Origin of the sequence: Sorangium sp. So ce295 (assembly GCF_051527405.1) — a bacterium.
Lineage (GTDB): Bacteria > Myxococcota_A > Polyangia > Polyangiales > Polyangiaceae > Sorangium > Sorangium cellulosum_B.
Map to the genome: position 1 here is coordinate 7,565,671 of NZ_CP150324.1, position 16,961 is coordinate 7,582,631.

Here is a 16,961-nt window from a genome sequence, read left to right on the forward strand (position 1 = left end):
CGACCGTGCGAGCGCTGGTCTGGGACGGAACGGCCGCGCGCGTCATCGACCGCGACCCCCCCTCGACCACGGCCGGCATGGCCGTGGTCGAGGTGCGGTGCGCCGGGATCTGCAACACGGATCTCGAGATCATCCAAGGTTACATGGGCTTCCGCGGCACGCTCGGGCACGAGTTCGTCGGCGACGTCGTGGAGGGCCCGGCCGCCTGGCTCGGCCGCCGCGTGGTGGGCGAGATCAACTTCGCGTGCGGCCGCTGCGAGAGCTGCGCGCGCGGGCTGGGCAGGCACTGCCCGACGCGCACCGTCATGGGCATCGTCGGCGCCGACGGCGCGCTGGCGGAGCGCGTCGCGGTGCCCGTGGCGAACCTCCACGCCGTGGCCGACGGGGTCGACGATGAGGAGGCGGTGTTCGCGGAGCCGCTCGCGGCGGCGTTCGCGATCCTGGAGCAGGTGCGTGTGTCGCCGGGCGCGTCGGCGCTCGTGTTCGGCGACGGGAAGCTCGGCCTGCTCATCGCGCAGGTGCTCCACCAGGCTGGCGCCCGCGTACTCGCGGTCGGCAAACACGAGGAGAAGCTCGCCCTGCTGCGCGCGCAGGGCATCGCGACCGAGCTCGTTCGCCCGGAGCCCTCGGGCCAGGCCGGCGCCGGAGCCTCGCCGCCCCGGGGCGCCTGGGCCGGAGATCCGGCCGAGCTGGTGGTCGAGGCCACCGGCACCGCCGAGGGGTTCGTGAGGGCCGTCCGCGCGACCCGGCCCAGGGGCACGCTCGTACTCAAGAGCACGGTGGCCGGGCTCTCCAGCGTCCACCTCGCCGAGCTCGTCATCAACGAGATCACCGTCGTCGGCTCGCGCTGCGGGCTGTTCGGGCCAGCGCTGCGCGCCCTCGAGGCCCGGACCGTCGATGTCCGCCCCCTCGTGTCGGCGCGGCTCCCGCTGGAGCGCGCCGCAGAGGCGCTGGCGGCCGCCGCAGCGCCCGGCGCTCTCAAGGTGCTCGTCACCGGCTGAGCTCGGCGCGCTGGCTGTCAGCTCGTCCGGGTGGCCTGCGGCCAGCGCGGCATGTTCGCCAGGCGCATTGCGTGAGAATTTCTCGCGGCTGGCCGGAATAGATCCTTCTAGGGGGGCCGCAGGCCGCGCCCCCGATCAGGAGCTGCGATGAGCGCGACGGACAGCCCACACCACGACGACCGCCGAGAGGACGCGCACAACGAGGCCCGGCGAGCCAGGGAGAGCTGGGAGCAGCAGCGGCTACGGGAGCTCGACCTCGTCGGCATCGAAGAGGATGCGTCGACGTTTTGCCTTCATTGTCGCCGTGAGCTGCTGGGGCAGCTCGCACGGGCCCAGGCGCGCGGCTCGGTGCTGTTCGAGCTCGTCAGGCGCGAAGGGCTGAGCCCTCTTCCCTTCCACGACCCCCCGTCCGCGGCCGAGGGCGGTCACACGCCGGGGTACCGGCGCCACCTCCGGGAAGCCGCAATGCACAAGCGCCGCGCCCTGTGGATCCCCCTCGCGTGCCTCGCGCTCGGCGCGCTGGTGCTCTGGGTGGCATTCGTCCTCCTGAGGCGCTGAGGGCGAGGGGCCGCTCGCGTCCGGATGTGATCCGGACAGGGAAGCGGTCGTTGAAAGAGGGGCGCAGATTCGTGCGTTATGGGATCACCTGCGCTGTGCGGCGCTCCTAGCGGCGGAACAGGCCGGACATGAACCGCGATGGCGGCGGGAGCTGCCGCGGACGCCACGCCGACGCGGCCACGATGGACACGCCGTTGCGCATGAGCAGGAGCGCGGGCTCGTCGCTCCGGACGTCGAACCCCTGGCTCAGGCGGAGCGCTCCGCGGACCAGCGACTCGTGCGGCGAGACGCGGAGCGGCTCGAAGCCGTTCATGCGGAGGCGGCGCTGCCAGGCGCCCCGGCGCTCGTGCCGCTCGACCCGCGCGGCCCCCTCGCCCACCACCACGTTCATCACCTCCTGCCCGAAGAAGACCTGCTCGATGGTCTCCCGCGCGGCGATGTGCGGCGGGAGCAGCGCCTCGAGCGCCTGGAATACCGCGTAGTAGTGGCCGATCGCCTCCGACAGCCGCGGGAGGAACTGGTGCGCGTTGTGCTCCACATCCGGCTCGACGAGCGTCAGCACGCGCGGCGACAGCGCCCGGATCCTCGTGAGGATCGTGTCGCGGTTCGCGGTGGCGTGCACCGAGGCATCCGGCACGTGGTGCAATGCGAACGCCGCATTGACCGCAATGGGCGCCGTGGAGCGGGACGCGATACGGCTCCAGTCGACGCGCTCCACCGAGGACGCGACGCCGTGGAACTCGAAGGGGACCTTCAGGCGCTCCGCCCACCCCCCGATGAACGCGCCCGCCCAGCGCAGCCGCTGTTCGGGATCGGGGCCCCGGCACGGCAGGTCGATGCCGGTCAGCCGGACCCGCGGCGGGCCGCCGGGCCGCGTCGCCAGCCGGTGTAGCAGGAATGGCCACTGCGTACCGCCGCCAACGCCGATGTCGATGACATGGATCTCCCCTTCGTCCTGGAACGCCTCGACGATGGCCGCGTTCGCGCTGAGGTAGCCGAACCGGATGAGCGGCGTCGCGTGCACGAGCAGCTGAAACGCCGCGAGCATGTCCCGCGGCCCGGCGCTGCGCAGGTACAGATTCCCGTCGCCGGAGCGATCTCCGTCCAGGCGGGCGAGCAGCGCCCGGCCAAACACGCCAGAAATGCGCTCGGACGCGTCCCCCGTATCGGGCTCGGCCCGCAGGATGCCCTCGATGAGGGCCCTCGCGCGCTCGCTGTCCCCCGCGTCGATCGCCTCGCCCGCCGCGAGGAGGCGGCTCAGGAACGGGCGGCGACGCGAGTGGGTCTGGCGGGTCCCCGAGCTCGGCTGCTGCCCTGGGCTGGACGCTGTCGAGCTGGTGGGCCCCTCGATGTGCGCTCGTAGGCTAAGAGGCGCCTCTTCGGCCGATACGTGTCTACGGATCGCGTTCATGGTGTCCAGGGCTGTTCAACCAGGCAGCCCGCCGTCCTGGCTGGGCTCTCCGCGGGCAGCCGATTTCAGGCGAGAACGCATGACGTCGACCACCTCGCAGGAGCCAGGGGTTTCAATGTTTGCAGATGTCGCTGAGGGAGAGCCCGACGGCGAGCAAGGGGCAGGCGCCCGCGGCAAGGCCGCGGAGCACGGCGCCCGCCCGTGACGCGACGGGGCCTGAGCTCGCAAGGAGACCCGACAGACAACTCTCTGTACATCGATGAAGCCGCCCGCCCGGTCAAGTCCAAGATCGTCATTGTGCGTCGCGCCCCCGTCCTCGTGTTCCGCGCGCCGTCCGAGCCTGTCTTCTGGCGACAGACGTAGGCACTCGTAGGCGTCCCGCGAGGCGCGCGTGATCGCGCCGCAGGCGGAAGCCCCGCCGGCCCCGGCGCGCGCGGATCGCGAGGAGCGCCGCCTCGATGACGCAGGCCGCGCGCGACGCGCAGGCCACGGCACACTTCACCGGTGGTCTCTTCAGGGCGCATCGTGGGCTCCGACCTGGCGAGCACGCGCCGGACTCGTTGAGTTGACCGTGGTCGTGACAGCACCTCGCTGGGGACGGGGCTTACACACCACATTACAACCCGCATAATCAGCTCTGTAAAGTCCCTATACATGGGCGTTCGGTCGATCGAGCCCACGTTGCGTCGCCGGATGGAGGCAACCCTGCGACGATCGCGCGCCTCTTCGCCGGAGAAACAGCGCCGCGACGGCCTTCAGGCCTTCGGAAGGAGCAGAGCGTTTGCTGGAGGTGATGTATGGAACGACCGCCCCCTCGGGCTCAGCAGCCTACGCCGGGAGTGACTTCCTCATCGCGACGCAGCCGGAAGACGAGCGCTCTCCAGCGACGCTGCGGCACCATTGACGCACTCCTGCACCTGTGCATGCGACGGCGGGCGCCAGCGGTTCAGTCGTTGTCGGACAGGTCGCTTCCCTCGGCGAAGTGGGAGCGATCGACGCCATTCTTCTCGAGCCAGCGTCGAATTCGATTCCTGTGCACTCCGAGCCTGGTGGCCGCGCGAGACACATTGCCTCGCTCGAGGCGAAGCGCCTCGGCGATCTCATCTTCGGGCAGCGCCTGTCCTGCGCGCGCCGGTCGAACATCGCTCGCCGTCGGCCGGACCTGCGGCTCGATCGACTCCGGGCTCAGCCCGACGCCGGCGAGCGGATCCAGATCCTTGGCCTCGACCGTGCGCCGCTTCTCGTCGAGCGCGCGCGTCACGGCGCGCCGCGCCTCGCCGACGAACTCGCGCAGATTCCCCGGCCATCGGCGCATCGCGCACGCGATGATCATCGAATGGTGAATCGCCGGCGGCGCGCTTTGAGCGGCCGCGCCGACCGCCTTCGCGCATTGCGCGAGCAGCCACGGGATCTCCTCGGTCCTCTCGCGGAGGGGCGGGAGCCGGACCTCGGGCCGGCCGATACGGTAGTAGAGATCATCCCGGAAGCGGCCCTGGGCGACGCGGGCGCGGAGGTCGTGTGTCGCCGCGCAGATCCGGATCTGCACCGGGCGAGGCGCGACCGCGCCGAGCTCGAGGACCTGCCGGGTGTCGATCGTCCGCAGCAGCTTCGCCTGGACGGCCGCGTCGAGCTCCGCCACCTCGTCGAGGAAGAGCGTGCCTCCGTGGGCGGCCTGCACATAGCCGTCGGTGTCGTGCGTCGCGCCGGAGTAGGCGCCGCGCCTGGCGCCGAAGAGGAGCCGCTCCGCCAGGCCCTCCGGGATGGCCGCGCAGTTGACGGCGACGAATGGGCCGCGCGCCTGCGGCCCTGCCTCGTGGTAGGCGCGCGCCGCGAGCTCCTTGCCCGTGCCGCTCTCGCCCGTCACGAGGAGGCTGTCTCCCCCGGCCGCGGCGCGGATGATCGTGTCGTAAATGAGCTGCAGCCTCGGCCCGAGGACGCTCTCCTTTTCGAGGCGCACGCCCCCGCGCGCGAAGCTCCGGATGTCGCTGAGCGCGAGGAACACCGACGTCCCCGCGCCGACGACCTGGATCGCGTCCCTCCGCACCTCGCCGCGGATCGGCTCGCCGTTGACCGACGTCCCGTTGGTGCTGCCGAGGTCCTCCACGGTCCAGGCGCCGCCGTCGTACGCGATGCGGGCGTGTCGCCGCGACATGAGCGAGTCGTCCATGAGCGGCACGCCGCCGACGCCTCCGCGACCCACCACCACGGAGCCACGATCCAGCGGGATGGGAGCGCAGCGCGGCTGATCCCCCGAGAAGATCAGGACGATGCCGGGGACAGGCTCGGCGACCGAGGGCTCCGGTGCAACCGAGACGCGGACGGTGGAGTGGTCCATCGGGCACAATCTTACCCGCTGAAGAACCTGGCCGGCCAGTGGCCGGCCATCCCAACGGCATGCGAAGGCTCTCTGGGCAGAACTCCCAGCAAATCCAGGTCGCCCCGTTCGCCAGGTTCGGCACAAGTTGTGCTTGTTCCCTCGGCATGGTGGCCTCTGCAAGAGCTCGCATCCATCGGGACCGGGGGTCTGCCCTCGAGGTGAACATGGGATCCGGCCGCAACATCGAGGAGGCGAGCCGCCGCTCGTCCCGGCGTCTGCACACATCCCGCACCCTGCCGAGCCTCCCCACCCACCCCGGTCTCCAGAGCATCAGCGGACTCCGCGGCGCTCTCGAGTTCCTGGAGTGGCCGGCGTCCGAGTGGACGCCCAAGGACCTCCAGGAATGGTTCGTGGACCACCTCGTGACCCCGGGCTTGATGAAGCGCCCCCAGATCGTGCGCGAGCCCGGCGCGACGCCCGTCATGCTCGATCCCCGGGCCGACGGCGGCAGCAACCTCGAGGAGCTCATCCACAAGGCCCGCGGGCGCGTCATCACGGCCCTCCGGGGGCTGATCGCGCCCGTCGCCGACGATCGATTCCTGAACGCGGCGATCTACGGGGGCAGGGTCCGCCGGGCGGCGGTCGGCGGCCGTCCCGTCTGGGTCGCCTCGCCGCGCGAGATCGACTTCCTCGGCGACATTGTGCTCAGTTTGCTCGCCGCCGACATCCTGCTCGACCGGGAGTTCTATCGCGCACACCTGTGCATCTGCGAGGTGTGCGGAAGGGTGTCATTCAAGGAGACCGCGGACGCGCGAGGCGTATGCAGCGAGCATCGCAGCAGTGTGTCCGGGTTTACGCCGCGGGTGCGCTGAGCGCCTGCGGCGGAGTCGTGACGCCAGAGACGATAAAGGCCGGCTGAAGAGCCGGCCTTCGTCATTTCTCCCGCCACGGATCCGGTCCGCCCGCCGCATCGCGGAGGGCCGGCGCGGACGGCGCCGCGTCAGTTCGCGTCGAACGAGACCCAGGCGCCCGTCGCCCAGGTGTCATCGGCCTTGAAGGCGCCGATGTAGCTCGCCTCCGGGTCGAAGAAGCCGTCATCCGGCGGGGTCGCCGCGTTCTCGGTGAGCGTGGCCTCAGGCCGGAAGTCGGGCGTGGCGGCGAAGCAGTCGGCGAGCCCGGGATCCTCGGCGCTGTTGGTCGCCTCGCTTTCGAACCACGCGACCTCGTCCGTGCCTGCGTCATCGTCGTCGTCGAGCTTCGACTCGGTCGCCGCCTCGGTGTCGGTCTCTTCGTAGGCGATGTTCGCCTCGATGTTGCCGAAGAAGATCGAGCTCGCGAGCTCGACCTCGGTGAGCTCGTTGCGGAGATCCACCCCCGCCTCGAAGCCGGTCACGATGGTGTTGAAGATGTGGGCCTTCGTCGAGCGGCGGAGCAGCATGCCGTACTGCTGCTTGTCGACCTCCTTGTTCTTGCCGCACAGGGTCGCGTTGTAGATCGTCGGCTCGCTGAGGGGCGTGTTGGCCGACGAGTCGGCGTCGTTGTCGCCCTCGAAGCCGTTCGTCTCGTCGGCGACGGACGGGTCCTGCTGGAGCGCGAGGAACTGGAGCTTGCCGGTGTAGCCGAGGTCGAAGTCGAAGCCGTCGTCGCCGTTCTGCGCGCAGATGAGGTGCTTCGCGTTGACGGTGCCGCCGAAGAACTCGAAGCAATCGTCGAGCGTGTGGTGCACCATCACGTGATCGACGGTCGTCCCGGAGCCCACGCCGGCGAAGGTGAGGCCGTTGACCTCGTTGTCCTGGGAGAGGAGGATCCCGCTGTACTCGATGCGCACGTACTCGAGGACACCGCTGTTGTCCGCGGGCTTGTCGCCGCCGTACTCCGTGCCTTCGCCGGTGATGCCCTCGACGCTGGCCTTGCCGCCTTCGACGTTGACGGGCGCCTCGCCGAGCAGGATGACGCCGCCCCAGTCGCCGGCGGCGCGATCGCCCTCCTCGCCCTGGCTCGTGAACACGATGGGCTTGCTCGCCGTGCCCTTGGCGTTGATCTTGGCGCCGGGCTTCACGACGAGCGTGGCGAGGCTCACCTTCTCGCCCATGATCTTCGTGCCGGGCTCGATGGTCAGGGTCGCGCCGCGCTCGACAAAGACGATCCCCTTCATGAGGTAGCACTTGTCGGCGGTCCACTTCGTGCTGGCGGAGATCGCCTCGCTGACCTCCACCGGGGAGGAGCAATCGGCGATGACGTCGCCACCACCGCCGCCGTCGCCACCGCCGCCCTCGCCGCCACCGCCACCGTCACCGCCGCTGGCGGAGCTGCTCGCGGACGAGGTGCTTGTCGAGGTCGGGGAGATCGAGTCGTCATCGCCGCACGCGGCAAACGCCGCGACGGAGAGCGCCGAGGCGCAAACCAAGCCCAATTTGAATGTACGCAATTTATTCTACCTCCTCCCCCAACATGGCGTGTGCAGGAAAACTCGTGACGAGCGCCGCGTGACGATTCAATGGCAGCTGCTCAGTAGGTGAGGGCGGCGCTCAACGTCACAGTCGTCCCGACGCTGTACTGGCTGGCGATCTTGTCCTCATCACCGTCGCTCCCCCTGGTGACGCGGACGGGCGCATTGAGGAGGTTCTCGCCGGCCAGCTTCACCTCGACGTGCTCGCCGAGGCGCTGGGCCACGGTCAGGTCAATCTGGTGCCGCGGCTGCTCGTACTCGTCCGCCAGCCCGTTGCGACCCACCCGCTTGAGCCGGGCGCCGAACACGTTGTAGAGGAGCCGGGCGCTCGTGCCGGTCGACTCTCTGGCGTAATCGAGCCCCAGGTTCACGACGAAGGGAGACTGGCCCTGGAGCGGGTGCGTCGGGGTGCTCTCGATGGTGACCCCTCCCTCGGTGTTCTCGGGATCGATCGTCACCTCCGACTGCACGAACGTGAGGTTTCCGAGCGCCGTGACCTCCTTCAGGAGAGGGGTGATGAAGCCCAGGCCCTTCCTGAGCTCGAGCTCGACCCCGGCGACATAACCGGCTTCTCCGTTCACGTAGCTGAGCCTGCCCCTGCCGCTGTTCGGGACGATGATCTCCTCGATCGGATCCTGGAAGTGCTTGTAAAAGACGCTGACCGCGGCCACCTCGCCGGCCGTCGGGAAGACCTCGAAGCGGAGATCGGCGTTCACGACGCTCGTCCGCCCGAGGTCCGGATTGCCTTTCGCCTCCATCCCGCTGTATCCCTCCTGATACAAGGTCGGGCTGAGCTCGCGGAGCTGGGGTCGGGCCAGCGTCCTGGATACGCCGAGCCTGACGTTCGAGATCGAGCTCGCCTTGAAGATGACGTTGGCCGCGGGCAAGATATCGACCTTGTCGCTCTCCTCCTTGATCTCCGGGCTTGCCGGGGAGTACCTGTCGAACGCCCTCAGCGACAGCGTGGAGGCCTCGATCCGGGCGCCGAGCACCGCGCGGAGCCATCGTGTGACGGCGGCGTCGGTCATCACGTAGCCTGCATAGAGATCGCTGTTCGCCGTGTAGGAGTCGGTCTCGCGCGTGATCTCCTCCAGCTCGAGCGCCGTGCCGATGTTCTCGTCCGAGAACAGCTGGCCCGGCTCCTGGCGCAGGATCGTCGGGTCCGAGCCCGGGCGCTGCTTGAACCGGAACCGGCGCGCGTTGAACTCGCGCTCTCGAAGGTTGAACAGACCGCCCAGCTTCACCCGGGTCGGGGTGTCCCCACGGACGAGAGGCTGGGTATAGGAGAGCTGCCCGCCGTAGTTCACGTCGGTCATGTCGCTGAAGAAGTGGGCGCCGCTCAGCGTGCCCTCGTCCCACGAGAAGGCCCCGCTCGTATCGTCCCTGATGTAGACGGTCTCCCTCGTATCGGGCTCGTCCGAGGACGCGTGGGAGATGGACGCCTTCCAGTCGAGGGTGCCGCCGTCCAGCGCGCCGATGCGGTGCTCTCCCTGGAGCTGACCCAAGGTGAGGGCCCGGGAGATGAACCGCTGCTGGGTGTCGCGAAACGCGCTGCTGCCGTCTGTAGGGTTCCCGCTGATCTCGCTGGCCAGATCCTCCGACGAGCGGCTGTGGAGTCCGGTGATCGTCACCTTGTGGTTCTGATCCGGGTTGTAGGTGACGCTGGCGAACGAGCCCCAGGACACCTGATCACGGATGCTCCCGGTGCTGGTGTCGCCGTTGGGTGCGGGCTCACCGCCCAGAGGATCGGGCTCGAAGGTTCTGGTGCGCTCTTCAGCGCGCGGAGCGAACTTCCGGCCATAGCTCAGGGTGGCGATGTAACCGAGGCGCTGCTCGCCGCCGAGCTTCAGGGTGTCGCCGACGACCACGCTGCCGCTCCCGTTCGGCGGGGTGAACGACCGCGTCGTCACCATCGATGAGTTGATCGCCCGCCCATAGGCCGTCATCTCGTCCCTCGTGATGGTGCCGCCGCCAGGCTTGGGGCCGAGCCGCACCACCTTGTAGTCGGGGATCTCACCGGGGAGCGCGCGCGCGCCACCGTCGATCCCGAGCCAGTCGGTGCCCGATCCGGCGTAGGTCAGGCGATCACGGAACGTCGCCTGGCTGTTCAGCCCGAGCGACAGCGATGCCTGGAAGAGGAACTTCGTCGGGAGCTCACGTGTGTTGATCTGGACCGAGCCGCCCGCGAAGTCGCCGGGGAGATCGGGCGTGAACGTCTTGACGACGGTGATGTCGCTGAGGACCAGCGACGGAAAGAGGTCCAGCGGGACGGCCTGCCGGTCGGGCTCGGGGCTCGGCAGCGGGGCGCCGTTCAGGAGCGCGTTCGTGTAGCGCTCGCCCAGGCCGCGGACGTAGACGTACCTGTTGTCGACAACGGTCGCGCCGACGATGCGCTTCGCGGCCTCGGCGGCGTTGCGATCGGGTGTCTTCGCGATCTCCTTCGCGCCGATGGCGTCGCCCACGTGGGCCGCGTTCTTCCGGATGAGCAGCTGCGCCGCGACGCTCGCCCGCTCCGGCTCGAACTCGACCTCGATGACCTCCTCTGTCTGCTGATCCGCCTCGAGGCCGACATCGACCTGGACCACCTGCCCGGCGGTCACCCGTACGTCCTGCACGCGCTGCGGCTTGTACGCCTCGTACCAGACCCGCAGCTGATGGGTGCCCGGCGGGAGCTCCAGGCGAAACCGCCCGTCGAGGTCCGCGATCGCCTTGAGCTTCGTCCCCACGACGGACACCTGGGCGTCGAGCAAGGGCTCTTTCGTGGCGGTGTCCGAGACGACGCCCCACACCACGCCTTTCCCCGCGGGCGGCGGGCGCGACGGGCTCGGCTCGTCGAGCCCCGCGGCGTCCTCCGCCGCAGGACCGACGGCCTGAGGCGCCGCGCCGTCTGGCTGCGGCGCAGCGGCTCCGGGGTCGCCCTGCGCGAGGGCCGTGGCCCCCCAGCAAAGCGGTGTCACCAGCGCTGCGACTACCCCCGAGATCCTTCTGCGACTCATGCACCTGTCCCTTCGCGCGCTCCGAGCCCGGGCGCGACTCTCGATTCGATGGCCGGGCGCACGCGCGCCCGTCTGATGAGGAGAGCGGAGGGCCACCTCGCGCCCTCTCCCGTGCACCCCGCCGCGCCCGCGCGCTCGAGCGACGCGGCGGCGGCTCCCGCGCGCCTCGACTTCACCTCATCGGGGCTCTGCCCTGGCTCAGCGCGCGGGCTTCTCCGTCAGGACGGCGATCGTCTTGGCCCCGCCCATGCGCGCGGCGTCCATGGCCTCCACGGCGACCGCGTAGACGGCCTCGTCATCCGCGTCGAAGTAAAGAACGTTGTCCGAGCGCGCCGCGAAGATCCGCGCGAGCCGCTCCTTCAGCTCGCCGCGCTGCACCTCGGCCTGGTTGATGCGGAGGACGCCGCGCTGATCCACCGTGAGCACCACGGGCTTGTCGGCGTCGATGGGAGGCGGCGCGAGCTTCGCGGTGTCGTCCTTCTTGGGCAGATTCAGCCAGAGCTGCTTGGCGAGCAGCGGCGTCACGACCATGAAGATGATGAGGAGCACGAGCACCACGTCGACGAGCGGCGTCACGTTCATGCTCGGCGCGACGCCGCCCTTCTTGCCTCCGCCCTGCGGAACGCTCATCCCCACGGCGCTATCCCTCCTCCGGCATCGCGGACGCCCCGCCGCCCCGCTGGCTCACCTGCAGCGAGATCCCGGCGAACCCGACCTCCTGGCACAGCGCGAAGGCCTCCCGGACGCGGCCGTACCGCACCGAGGAGTCGCCCTTGATGACCACCCGGCGCTCCGGCTCGGCGGCGCGGATGGCCCGCAGCCGCTCGCCGAGCGCGCCGAGGTCGGCGACAGCCTCCTTCTCGAGGAACACGGTGCCTGCGCCGGTGATCGTCACGTAGATCGGATCGAGCTTCGATTTCGACTTCGGATCCGGCTGAAATACCGCCGGGAGCTCGACCCGCTCGCCGTGCTCCATCTGGGGCGCGATCACCATGAAGATGATGAGGAGCACGAGCACCACGTCGACGAGCGGCGTGACGTTGATCTCCGGCTCAGGCGGCTGCTGCCGACCCGAGCGACCGCTCTCCACTCGAACGCCCATGTTCGTTCTCCATCTCGTCGATGAGCTCACCCGCGCTGCGCTCGAGCGCGAGCTCCACAGCGGCGATACGGGTGGTGAGGTAGTTGAAGCAAAGCACCGCCGGGATGGCGACCGCGAGCCCGAGCGCGGTGACGATGAGCGCCTCGGAGATGCCGGCGCTCACGGCGCCGAGGCCGCCCGAGCCGGTCGAGGCGATGGTCTGGAAGGCCGTGATGATGCCGATGACGGTGCCGAGCAGCCCGACGAACGGGGCCACCGAGCCGACCGTCGCGAGCACCGAGAGGCCGCGGCGCAGGTCGGCGGAGATCGCCTCCCGGCGCCGCGACACCTCGCGGCGCGCGAGCTCCACCGGTGGCACGCCGCCGTCGCCCGCCTCGACGGCGCGCTGGAAGCGGCGCACCGCCGCGCCGACGAGCCGGGCGAGCGCGGAGCGTCCATAGCCGTCGGCGATCGAGACGAGCCGCGCGGTGTCCCAGGCCTCCATCACGGGGCGCGCCTCCCTCGCGAAGCGCCGGGTCTCCGACGCCTGACGCGCGAGCGCGATGAGCCGCTCCACAACGACGGCGACGCTCGCCAGCGCCATGAGCACGAGGGCGAACGCGACGAGCTTGCTCAAAAGCCCCATGGTCGCCCAGATGTGCCCGAGATCAAACTGCATCATGGTGAACCTCCTTCGTTCCTCGCGCGAGAGGCCGAGTCCGCGGCCGCGCGCTCGACGTCATCTCTTCGCCTTGAACGGGATCCGGACCGTCTTGAAGGTCGACACCGGCCTCCCCTCGTGGATCGCCGGCCGATAGCGCCACGTCTTCACCGTCGCGAGCACCACGTCGTTGAACAGCGGATGGCCGCGGACGAGGGTGACGTTCGTGACCTCGCCGGTCTCGGTCACCACGAACCTGACGACCACGGTGGCCTCTATCCCCGCGCTCCGCGCCGCCTCGGGGATGGGAGGGAGCGAATTGGAGAGCGCGACAGGCGGCGTGGCGTTCTCGGGGAGGTGAATCGGCCCTTTCGGCTGCGGAGGCGGCGGCGGTGGCGGCGGCGGCGCGGGCGCAGCCACGGCGGCCGTCCCCGTGCCGCCGGGGACCCCGCCGGGCACGCCGCCCGGTACGCCTCCCGGCTCTCCGTAGGTGTCGTCGTCGCTCGCCTTGGCCTGGCCCGGGTCCGCCTCCGCCGGCGCCTCGCTGGGCACCGCGGTCGGCGCGACGAGCGCCGGGCGCCTGGGCGCCGCGGGGCGAGGCGCCGGAGCCTCCGCCGCCGGCGGCGGGGGCGCGGGCGCCGGGGCCACGGGGGGCGCCTCGGGGATCTGGGTGGCCAGCTTGACCTCGACGACCTCCTCCTCGGGCGGAGGAGGCGCGATCGCGCCGCTCAGGCGGGCGGCGGCGAGCGCGATGGCCGCGAACAGCAGGAGCCCTGCCGCAACCCCGATCGCGAGGCGCTTCGCCCGCTCAGGATCGGCCTCCCCTGCACTCCACGTTTCAAGATACATCGAGGCTCCCGGCGCACGCTGGCGACAACACAAGAGCTCCACCTGACCTCATGAGAGGGACCGGCAGGCTTCAACAAGGTCGCCCAGCATGTGAATCACCGTCTGCAGGGTACACTCGCTGCCGTTGCAGCCCGGTGACGGTGTGGCAACGATTGTCGTGCTCGCCCGGCAGGGCGCTCAGGCGCTGCGGCTCTCGGGGAGGTCGGGCGAAGCGGCGAATCGATAGCCGATACCGCGGACGGTCTGGATATAATCGCCGGCGCTGCGCAGCTTGTCGCGAAGCCGCTTGACGTGGGTGTCCACGGTCCTCGTCGTGATGCTCACGTCGATGCCCCACACGCCGTCGAGGAGCGCGGTGCGCGTCTGCACGCGCTCGCGCGCCTCGTACAGCGCGACGAGGAGCTTGAACTCGAGGAGCGTCAGCTCGACCTCCTCGCGCTCGACCCACACGCGGTGAGCGCCCTCGTCGATCCGCAGGCACCCGAACTCGATGCTCCGCTCCCCGTCCCCGGAGGACTTCGCGCGGCGGAGCACGGCTTGCACGCGCAACACGAGCTCCCGCACGCTGAACGGTTTGACGACGTAGTCGACGGCGCCGAGCTCGAAGCCGACGATGCGGTCGACCTCGTCCCCGCGCGCCGACACGATCATCACGGGGATCCGCTGGGTGCCATCGCTCTGCTGGAGAGCACGGCACACCTCGGTCCCCGGGATGTCGGGCAGCATGAGATCGAGCAAGACGAGATCGGGCCGCTGGTCCACGGCCAGCTGGACCCCCTCACCGCCCTGCCCCGCGAGGAGCACCTCATGCCCGGCTTGCCTGAGGTTGTAATCGAGCACCTTCTGGAGCGCCGGCTCGTCCTCGATGACTAAAATCCGCGCCATGGTGAAGAGCGCGTGTACCCGAGCGATGTGACGGACCGATGACCGGATGGCAACAGGGCGGTGCGGCGTCGAAAAGACCGCGCGAGCACGCAGGCGCAGCGGACGCGCGACGGGATGTAGCAGGGGAGCGCAGGCACGGCGAAAGGTCACGCGGGCGCGGCGCGGCGCGACGAGACGCCACGCGACGAGGTGCCCCCGAGGGCGCGCGGCGAAAGGTCGCACGGGCGGGGCGAGATGCGCTAGGCTCGTCGGGATGCTGCGGACTTTGCGACTCATCGCGGCCGACGTGCGCCAGAAGGCCACATGGTGCTACGGCAGCGATCCACTGCCAATCATCCTGAAGACGCTGGCGACCGACGGCACGGCGGCGATGGTCCTCTACAGGTTCACGCAGGCCGCGCGAGCCCACCGGATGCCGGTGCTCGAGATGGTGCTCAACAAGGCGACCAACCTGGCCGGCGGCTGCGTGATCGGGCGCGGCGCGGACTTCGGGCCCGGGTTCGTGCTCATCCACTCGAACGGCGTTGTCATCAATGGCAACGTCCGCGGCGGATCGAACGTGCTCATCGAGCACCAGGTGACCATCGGCGCCGATCGGCGGCAGACACCGGTGCTCGGGAGCGACCTCTTCATCGGCGCGGGGGCGAAGATCGTCGGCGGGGTCACGGTCGGTGACGGCGCCAGGATCGGCGCCAATGCCGTGGTCGTGCACGATGTCGCGCCGAACACCACGGTCGTGGGCATCCCCGCGAAGCCCGTGCAGCGGCGCGAGGACCGCGCCGCGCGCCCAGCCGCGGACGGGACGAACACCTCGCAGAGCTGACCGCCGGCGGATCGAGGGTTCCAGAGCGGCGGTCACCCGCACAGGAGACGGGTCCAGATCGGCGTTTTCGGCGCGGAAGCGCACTCACGTGCGCTGAGCACCGAAAAGGTCGAGATGGGCCCGTATCCGACGCGGGTGACCGCCGCTCTACCGGGGCGCTCGGGCCAGAAGCTCGTGCCTGAGCTGCGCGATCTCTTGCCGGAGCGGGCCGATGAAATCGGCGCTCAGGGTGCGGTTGCGGCCCTGCAGCGCGCGCGCCGTGTGCCACTTGCTGAGCGCGAGCCGCGCGCCGGCGCGGATGAAGCTCCGCCCCGTGGCGCCGCGCCAGCCCAGGGTGCACCGGAGCCGGCCGATCGGCGAGCAGACGAGCTCGAGCTCGTCCTGGGTGAGCATGCCGAGCGCGACCTCGTCGCGCAGATGATCCCGGATCACCCAGCCCTTGCGGATCACGAGCGCCACGATGATCCCGAAGAACGACGCGACGAAGCACAACCAGAGCAGGAGCCACGGCATGAAGATGTCCCCCATCGCGCGCCCCAGCGCGGTGGGGAGGAAGTTCCACACCGCGTGCAGCGCGACGCCGAGCAGGTAGCCGCCGATCGGGGCCGCCGCGCGCACCCACGTCTTCGACGACTCCCGGGCGAGCCCGAAGCCGATGCCGGTCATCGACGTGAACAGCGGATGGAGCCAGGGCGTGAAGACGCCCCGCAGGACGAACGTGCCGGCGAGAACGTCGCTGCCCTGCATCGAGGCGCGCGCGTAATAGAGCACGTTCTCCACCGCGGCGAAGCCGAGCGCGCAGAACGTGGCGTAGATGATGCCGTCGACGATCCCGTCGAACTCCCGGCGCAGGAAGTAGAAGAAGCCGAACACGCCGAGCCCCTTGAAGAGCTCCTCTGCGAACGGCGCGCTGACCGATGCGCTGACGAGCTCGCCGGCCGGCTCGCCGAAGTTGCTTGAGACGCCGATGTGGACGCCCGTGTTGATCAGGATCGAGAAGCCGGTCGCCGCGAGCGCTCCCCAGAGGAACGCCATCAGCAGGCACCACCACGGCTCGGGATCGTACCGATCGATGATCATCGGGACGAACAGGTAGAGGACGAGCGGTGGGAACGCGAAGAGCGCCCCGACGAGCATGGCGCTCAGCATGCTCCCCCCGGACTCGATGACGCCGAGGAGCGTGAAGAGCACGTTGAGGACCGCGCCCGCGATGAGGCCGATGGCCCACAGCCACAGCCCGGCGATGCGCAGCCGCCGGTCCGGGTCGAACCTCCGAACGGCCGCCGGGTAGCCTGCGTGGTGATGCGCGTACGCGTGACCCTGATGCCCCCGCGCGTAGCCCTGGGGTGCCAGCGGGTACGCGTGACCCTGCGGCCCCTGCGGATACGCGTGACCCTGCGGCCCCTGCGAATACGCGTGCCCCTGCGCGTAGCCCTGTGGAGCCTGCGGATACGCGTGACCCTGCGGCCCGTGCGCATAGCCCTGCGGCCCGTGCGCATGGCCCTGCGGCCCTTGCGCATGGCCCTGCGGCCCCTGCGGATACGCGTGCCCCTGCGGCCCTTGCGGATGGCCCTGCGGCCCCTGGGGATATACGTGCCCCTGCCCGTAGCCCTGCGCTGGCTGCGCGTGCGCGTACCCCTGCGGCGCCTGCCCGTGGCCCTGCTGCCCGTGCGGCGGTTGCCCCATGGAGCTCTGCCCCGCACCTTGCGCCGGATACCCCGAAGGGCCCTGCGCGCGCTCGCTCAAGCGCTCCGCCGGCCGGGGTTGTTGCGGCACGCCGGGGGAATCGGGACGATGTCCGTGGGGATTGTTCATGGATCGAGCGCTCTCGCGAAAGCCTCGTGACAGCGGGTGACCGTTCAGCCGAGGCGAATCCCCGCCGCGCGCGTGGAGCCGAAAGCAGCGGTGACGATCCGCGCCGGGCGACGCC

Annotated in this window: 14 protein-coding genes; 4 read left to right on the forward strand and 10 right to left on the reverse strand. The window is 70.3% G+C overall.

All coding sequences use genetic code 11. The features are described 5' to 3' along the window. Nucleotides 1-5 precede the first annotated feature (5 nt). Nucleotides 6-1,001, forward strand: a complete 996-nt coding sequence (locus tag WMF11_RS28705; RefSeq protein ID WP_437972960.1) for an MDR/zinc-dependent alcohol dehydrogenase-like family protein — start codon at nt 6-8, stop codon at nt 999-1,001. 147 nt (nt 1,002-1,148) lie between these two features. Then, the gene (locus tag WMF11_RS28710; protein WP_437902448.1) at nt 1,149-1,559 is read left to right on the forward strand and encodes a hypothetical protein; all 411 of its coding nucleotides are present in this window, start codon (nt 1,149-1,151) and stop codon (nt 1,557-1,559) included. Nucleotides 1,560-1,665: 106 nt separating this feature from the next. Here WMF11_RS28710 and WMF11_RS28715 read toward each other — a convergent pair whose 3' ends face one another. Together WMF11_RS28715 and WMF11_RS28720 are read right to left on the reverse strand one after the other, a co-directional pair. Further along, nucleotides 1,666-2,970 (reverse strand): GRAS family protein, encoded by a 1,305-nt coding sequence (locus WMF11_RS28715; RefSeq protein WP_437520963.1) that lies wholly within the window; start codon nt 2,968-2,970, stop codon nt 1,666-1,668. A gap of 946 nt (nt 2,971-3,916) precedes the next feature. Continuing rightward, the gene (locus tag WMF11_RS28720; protein WP_437972961.1) at nt 3,917-5,305 is read right to left on the reverse strand and encodes a sigma 54-interacting transcriptional regulator; all 1,389 of its coding nucleotides are present in this window, start codon (nt 5,303-5,305) and stop codon (nt 3,917-3,919) included. Between the two features lie 206 nt (nt 5,306-5,511). Between WMF11_RS28720 and WMF11_RS28725 the strand changes: the two genes are divergently transcribed. Next, a complete protein-coding gene (locus WMF11_RS28725) occupies nt 5,512-6,159 on the forward strand; it encodes a hypothetical protein (protein ID WP_437292956.1) in 648 nt (215 codons plus the stop codon). A gap of 128 nt (nt 6,160-6,287) precedes the next feature. Here WMF11_RS28725 and WMF11_RS28730 read toward each other — a convergent pair whose 3' ends face one another. The 7 genes from WMF11_RS28730 to WMF11_RS28760 all read right to left on the reverse strand — a co-directional run bounded on the left by WMF11_RS28730 (nt 6,288) and on the right by WMF11_RS28760 (nt 14,208). After that, a complete protein-coding gene (locus tag WMF11_RS28730) occupies nt 6,288-7,694 on the reverse strand; it encodes a hypothetical protein (RefSeq protein WP_437972962.1) in 1,407 nt (468 codons plus the stop codon). Between the two features lie 101 nt (nt 7,695-7,795). Then, entirely contained in the window at nt 7,796-10,732 is a 2,937-nt protein-coding gene (locus tag WMF11_RS28735; RefSeq protein WP_437972963.1) for a carboxypeptidase regulatory-like domain-containing protein, read from the reverse strand. Nucleotides 10,733-10,930: 198 nt separating this feature from the next. After that, the gene (locus WMF11_RS28740; RefSeq protein ID WP_044965786.1) at nt 10,931-11,362 is read right to left on the reverse strand and encodes an ExbD/TolR family protein; all 432 of its coding nucleotides are present in this window, start codon (nt 11,360-11,362) and stop codon (nt 10,931-10,933) included. A gap of 10 nt (nt 11,363-11,372) precedes the next feature. Beyond that, on the reverse strand, nt 11,373-11,834 hold the full coding sequence (locus WMF11_RS28745; RefSeq protein ID WP_437972964.1) for an ExbD/TolR family protein: 462 nt from the start codon (nt 11,832-11,834) through the stop codon (nt 11,373-11,375). Continuing rightward, nucleotides 11,785-12,495, reverse strand: coding sequence for a MotA/TolQ/ExbB proton channel family protein (locus WMF11_RS28750; protein WP_437902452.1), 711 nt, complete (start codon nt 12,493-12,495; stop codon nt 11,785-11,787). The genes WMF11_RS28745 and WMF11_RS28750 overlap by 50 nt, the downstream gene beginning before the upstream one ends. Nucleotides 12,496-12,552: 57 nt before the next feature. After that, nucleotides 12,553-13,323, reverse strand: a complete 771-nt coding sequence (locus WMF11_RS28755; RefSeq protein ID WP_437972965.1) for an energy transducer TonB — start codon at nt 13,321-13,323, stop codon at nt 12,553-12,555. A gap of 177 nt (nt 13,324-13,500) precedes the next feature. Then, a complete protein-coding gene (locus tag WMF11_RS28760) occupies nt 13,501-14,208 on the reverse strand; it encodes a response regulator (RefSeq protein WP_437541577.1) in 708 nt (235 codons plus the stop codon). 253 nt (nt 14,209-14,461) lie between these two features. On the opposite strand from WMF11_RS28760, the gene WMF11_RS28765 reads away from it, so the two are divergent. Then, nucleotides 14,462-15,031 (forward strand): serine O-acetyltransferase, encoded by a 570-nt coding sequence (locus WMF11_RS28765; RefSeq protein ID WP_437902454.1) that lies wholly within the window; start codon nt 14,462-14,464, stop codon nt 15,029-15,031. A gap of 147 nt (nt 15,032-15,178) precedes the next feature. Here the strand turns inward: WMF11_RS28765 and WMF11_RS28770 are convergent, their stop codons facing one another. After that, a complete protein-coding gene (locus tag WMF11_RS28770) occupies nt 15,179-16,717 on the reverse strand; it encodes a PrsW family glutamic-type intramembrane protease (RefSeq protein WP_437972966.1) in 1,539 nt (512 codons plus the stop codon). Nucleotides 16,718-16,961: the final 244 nt, after the last annotated feature.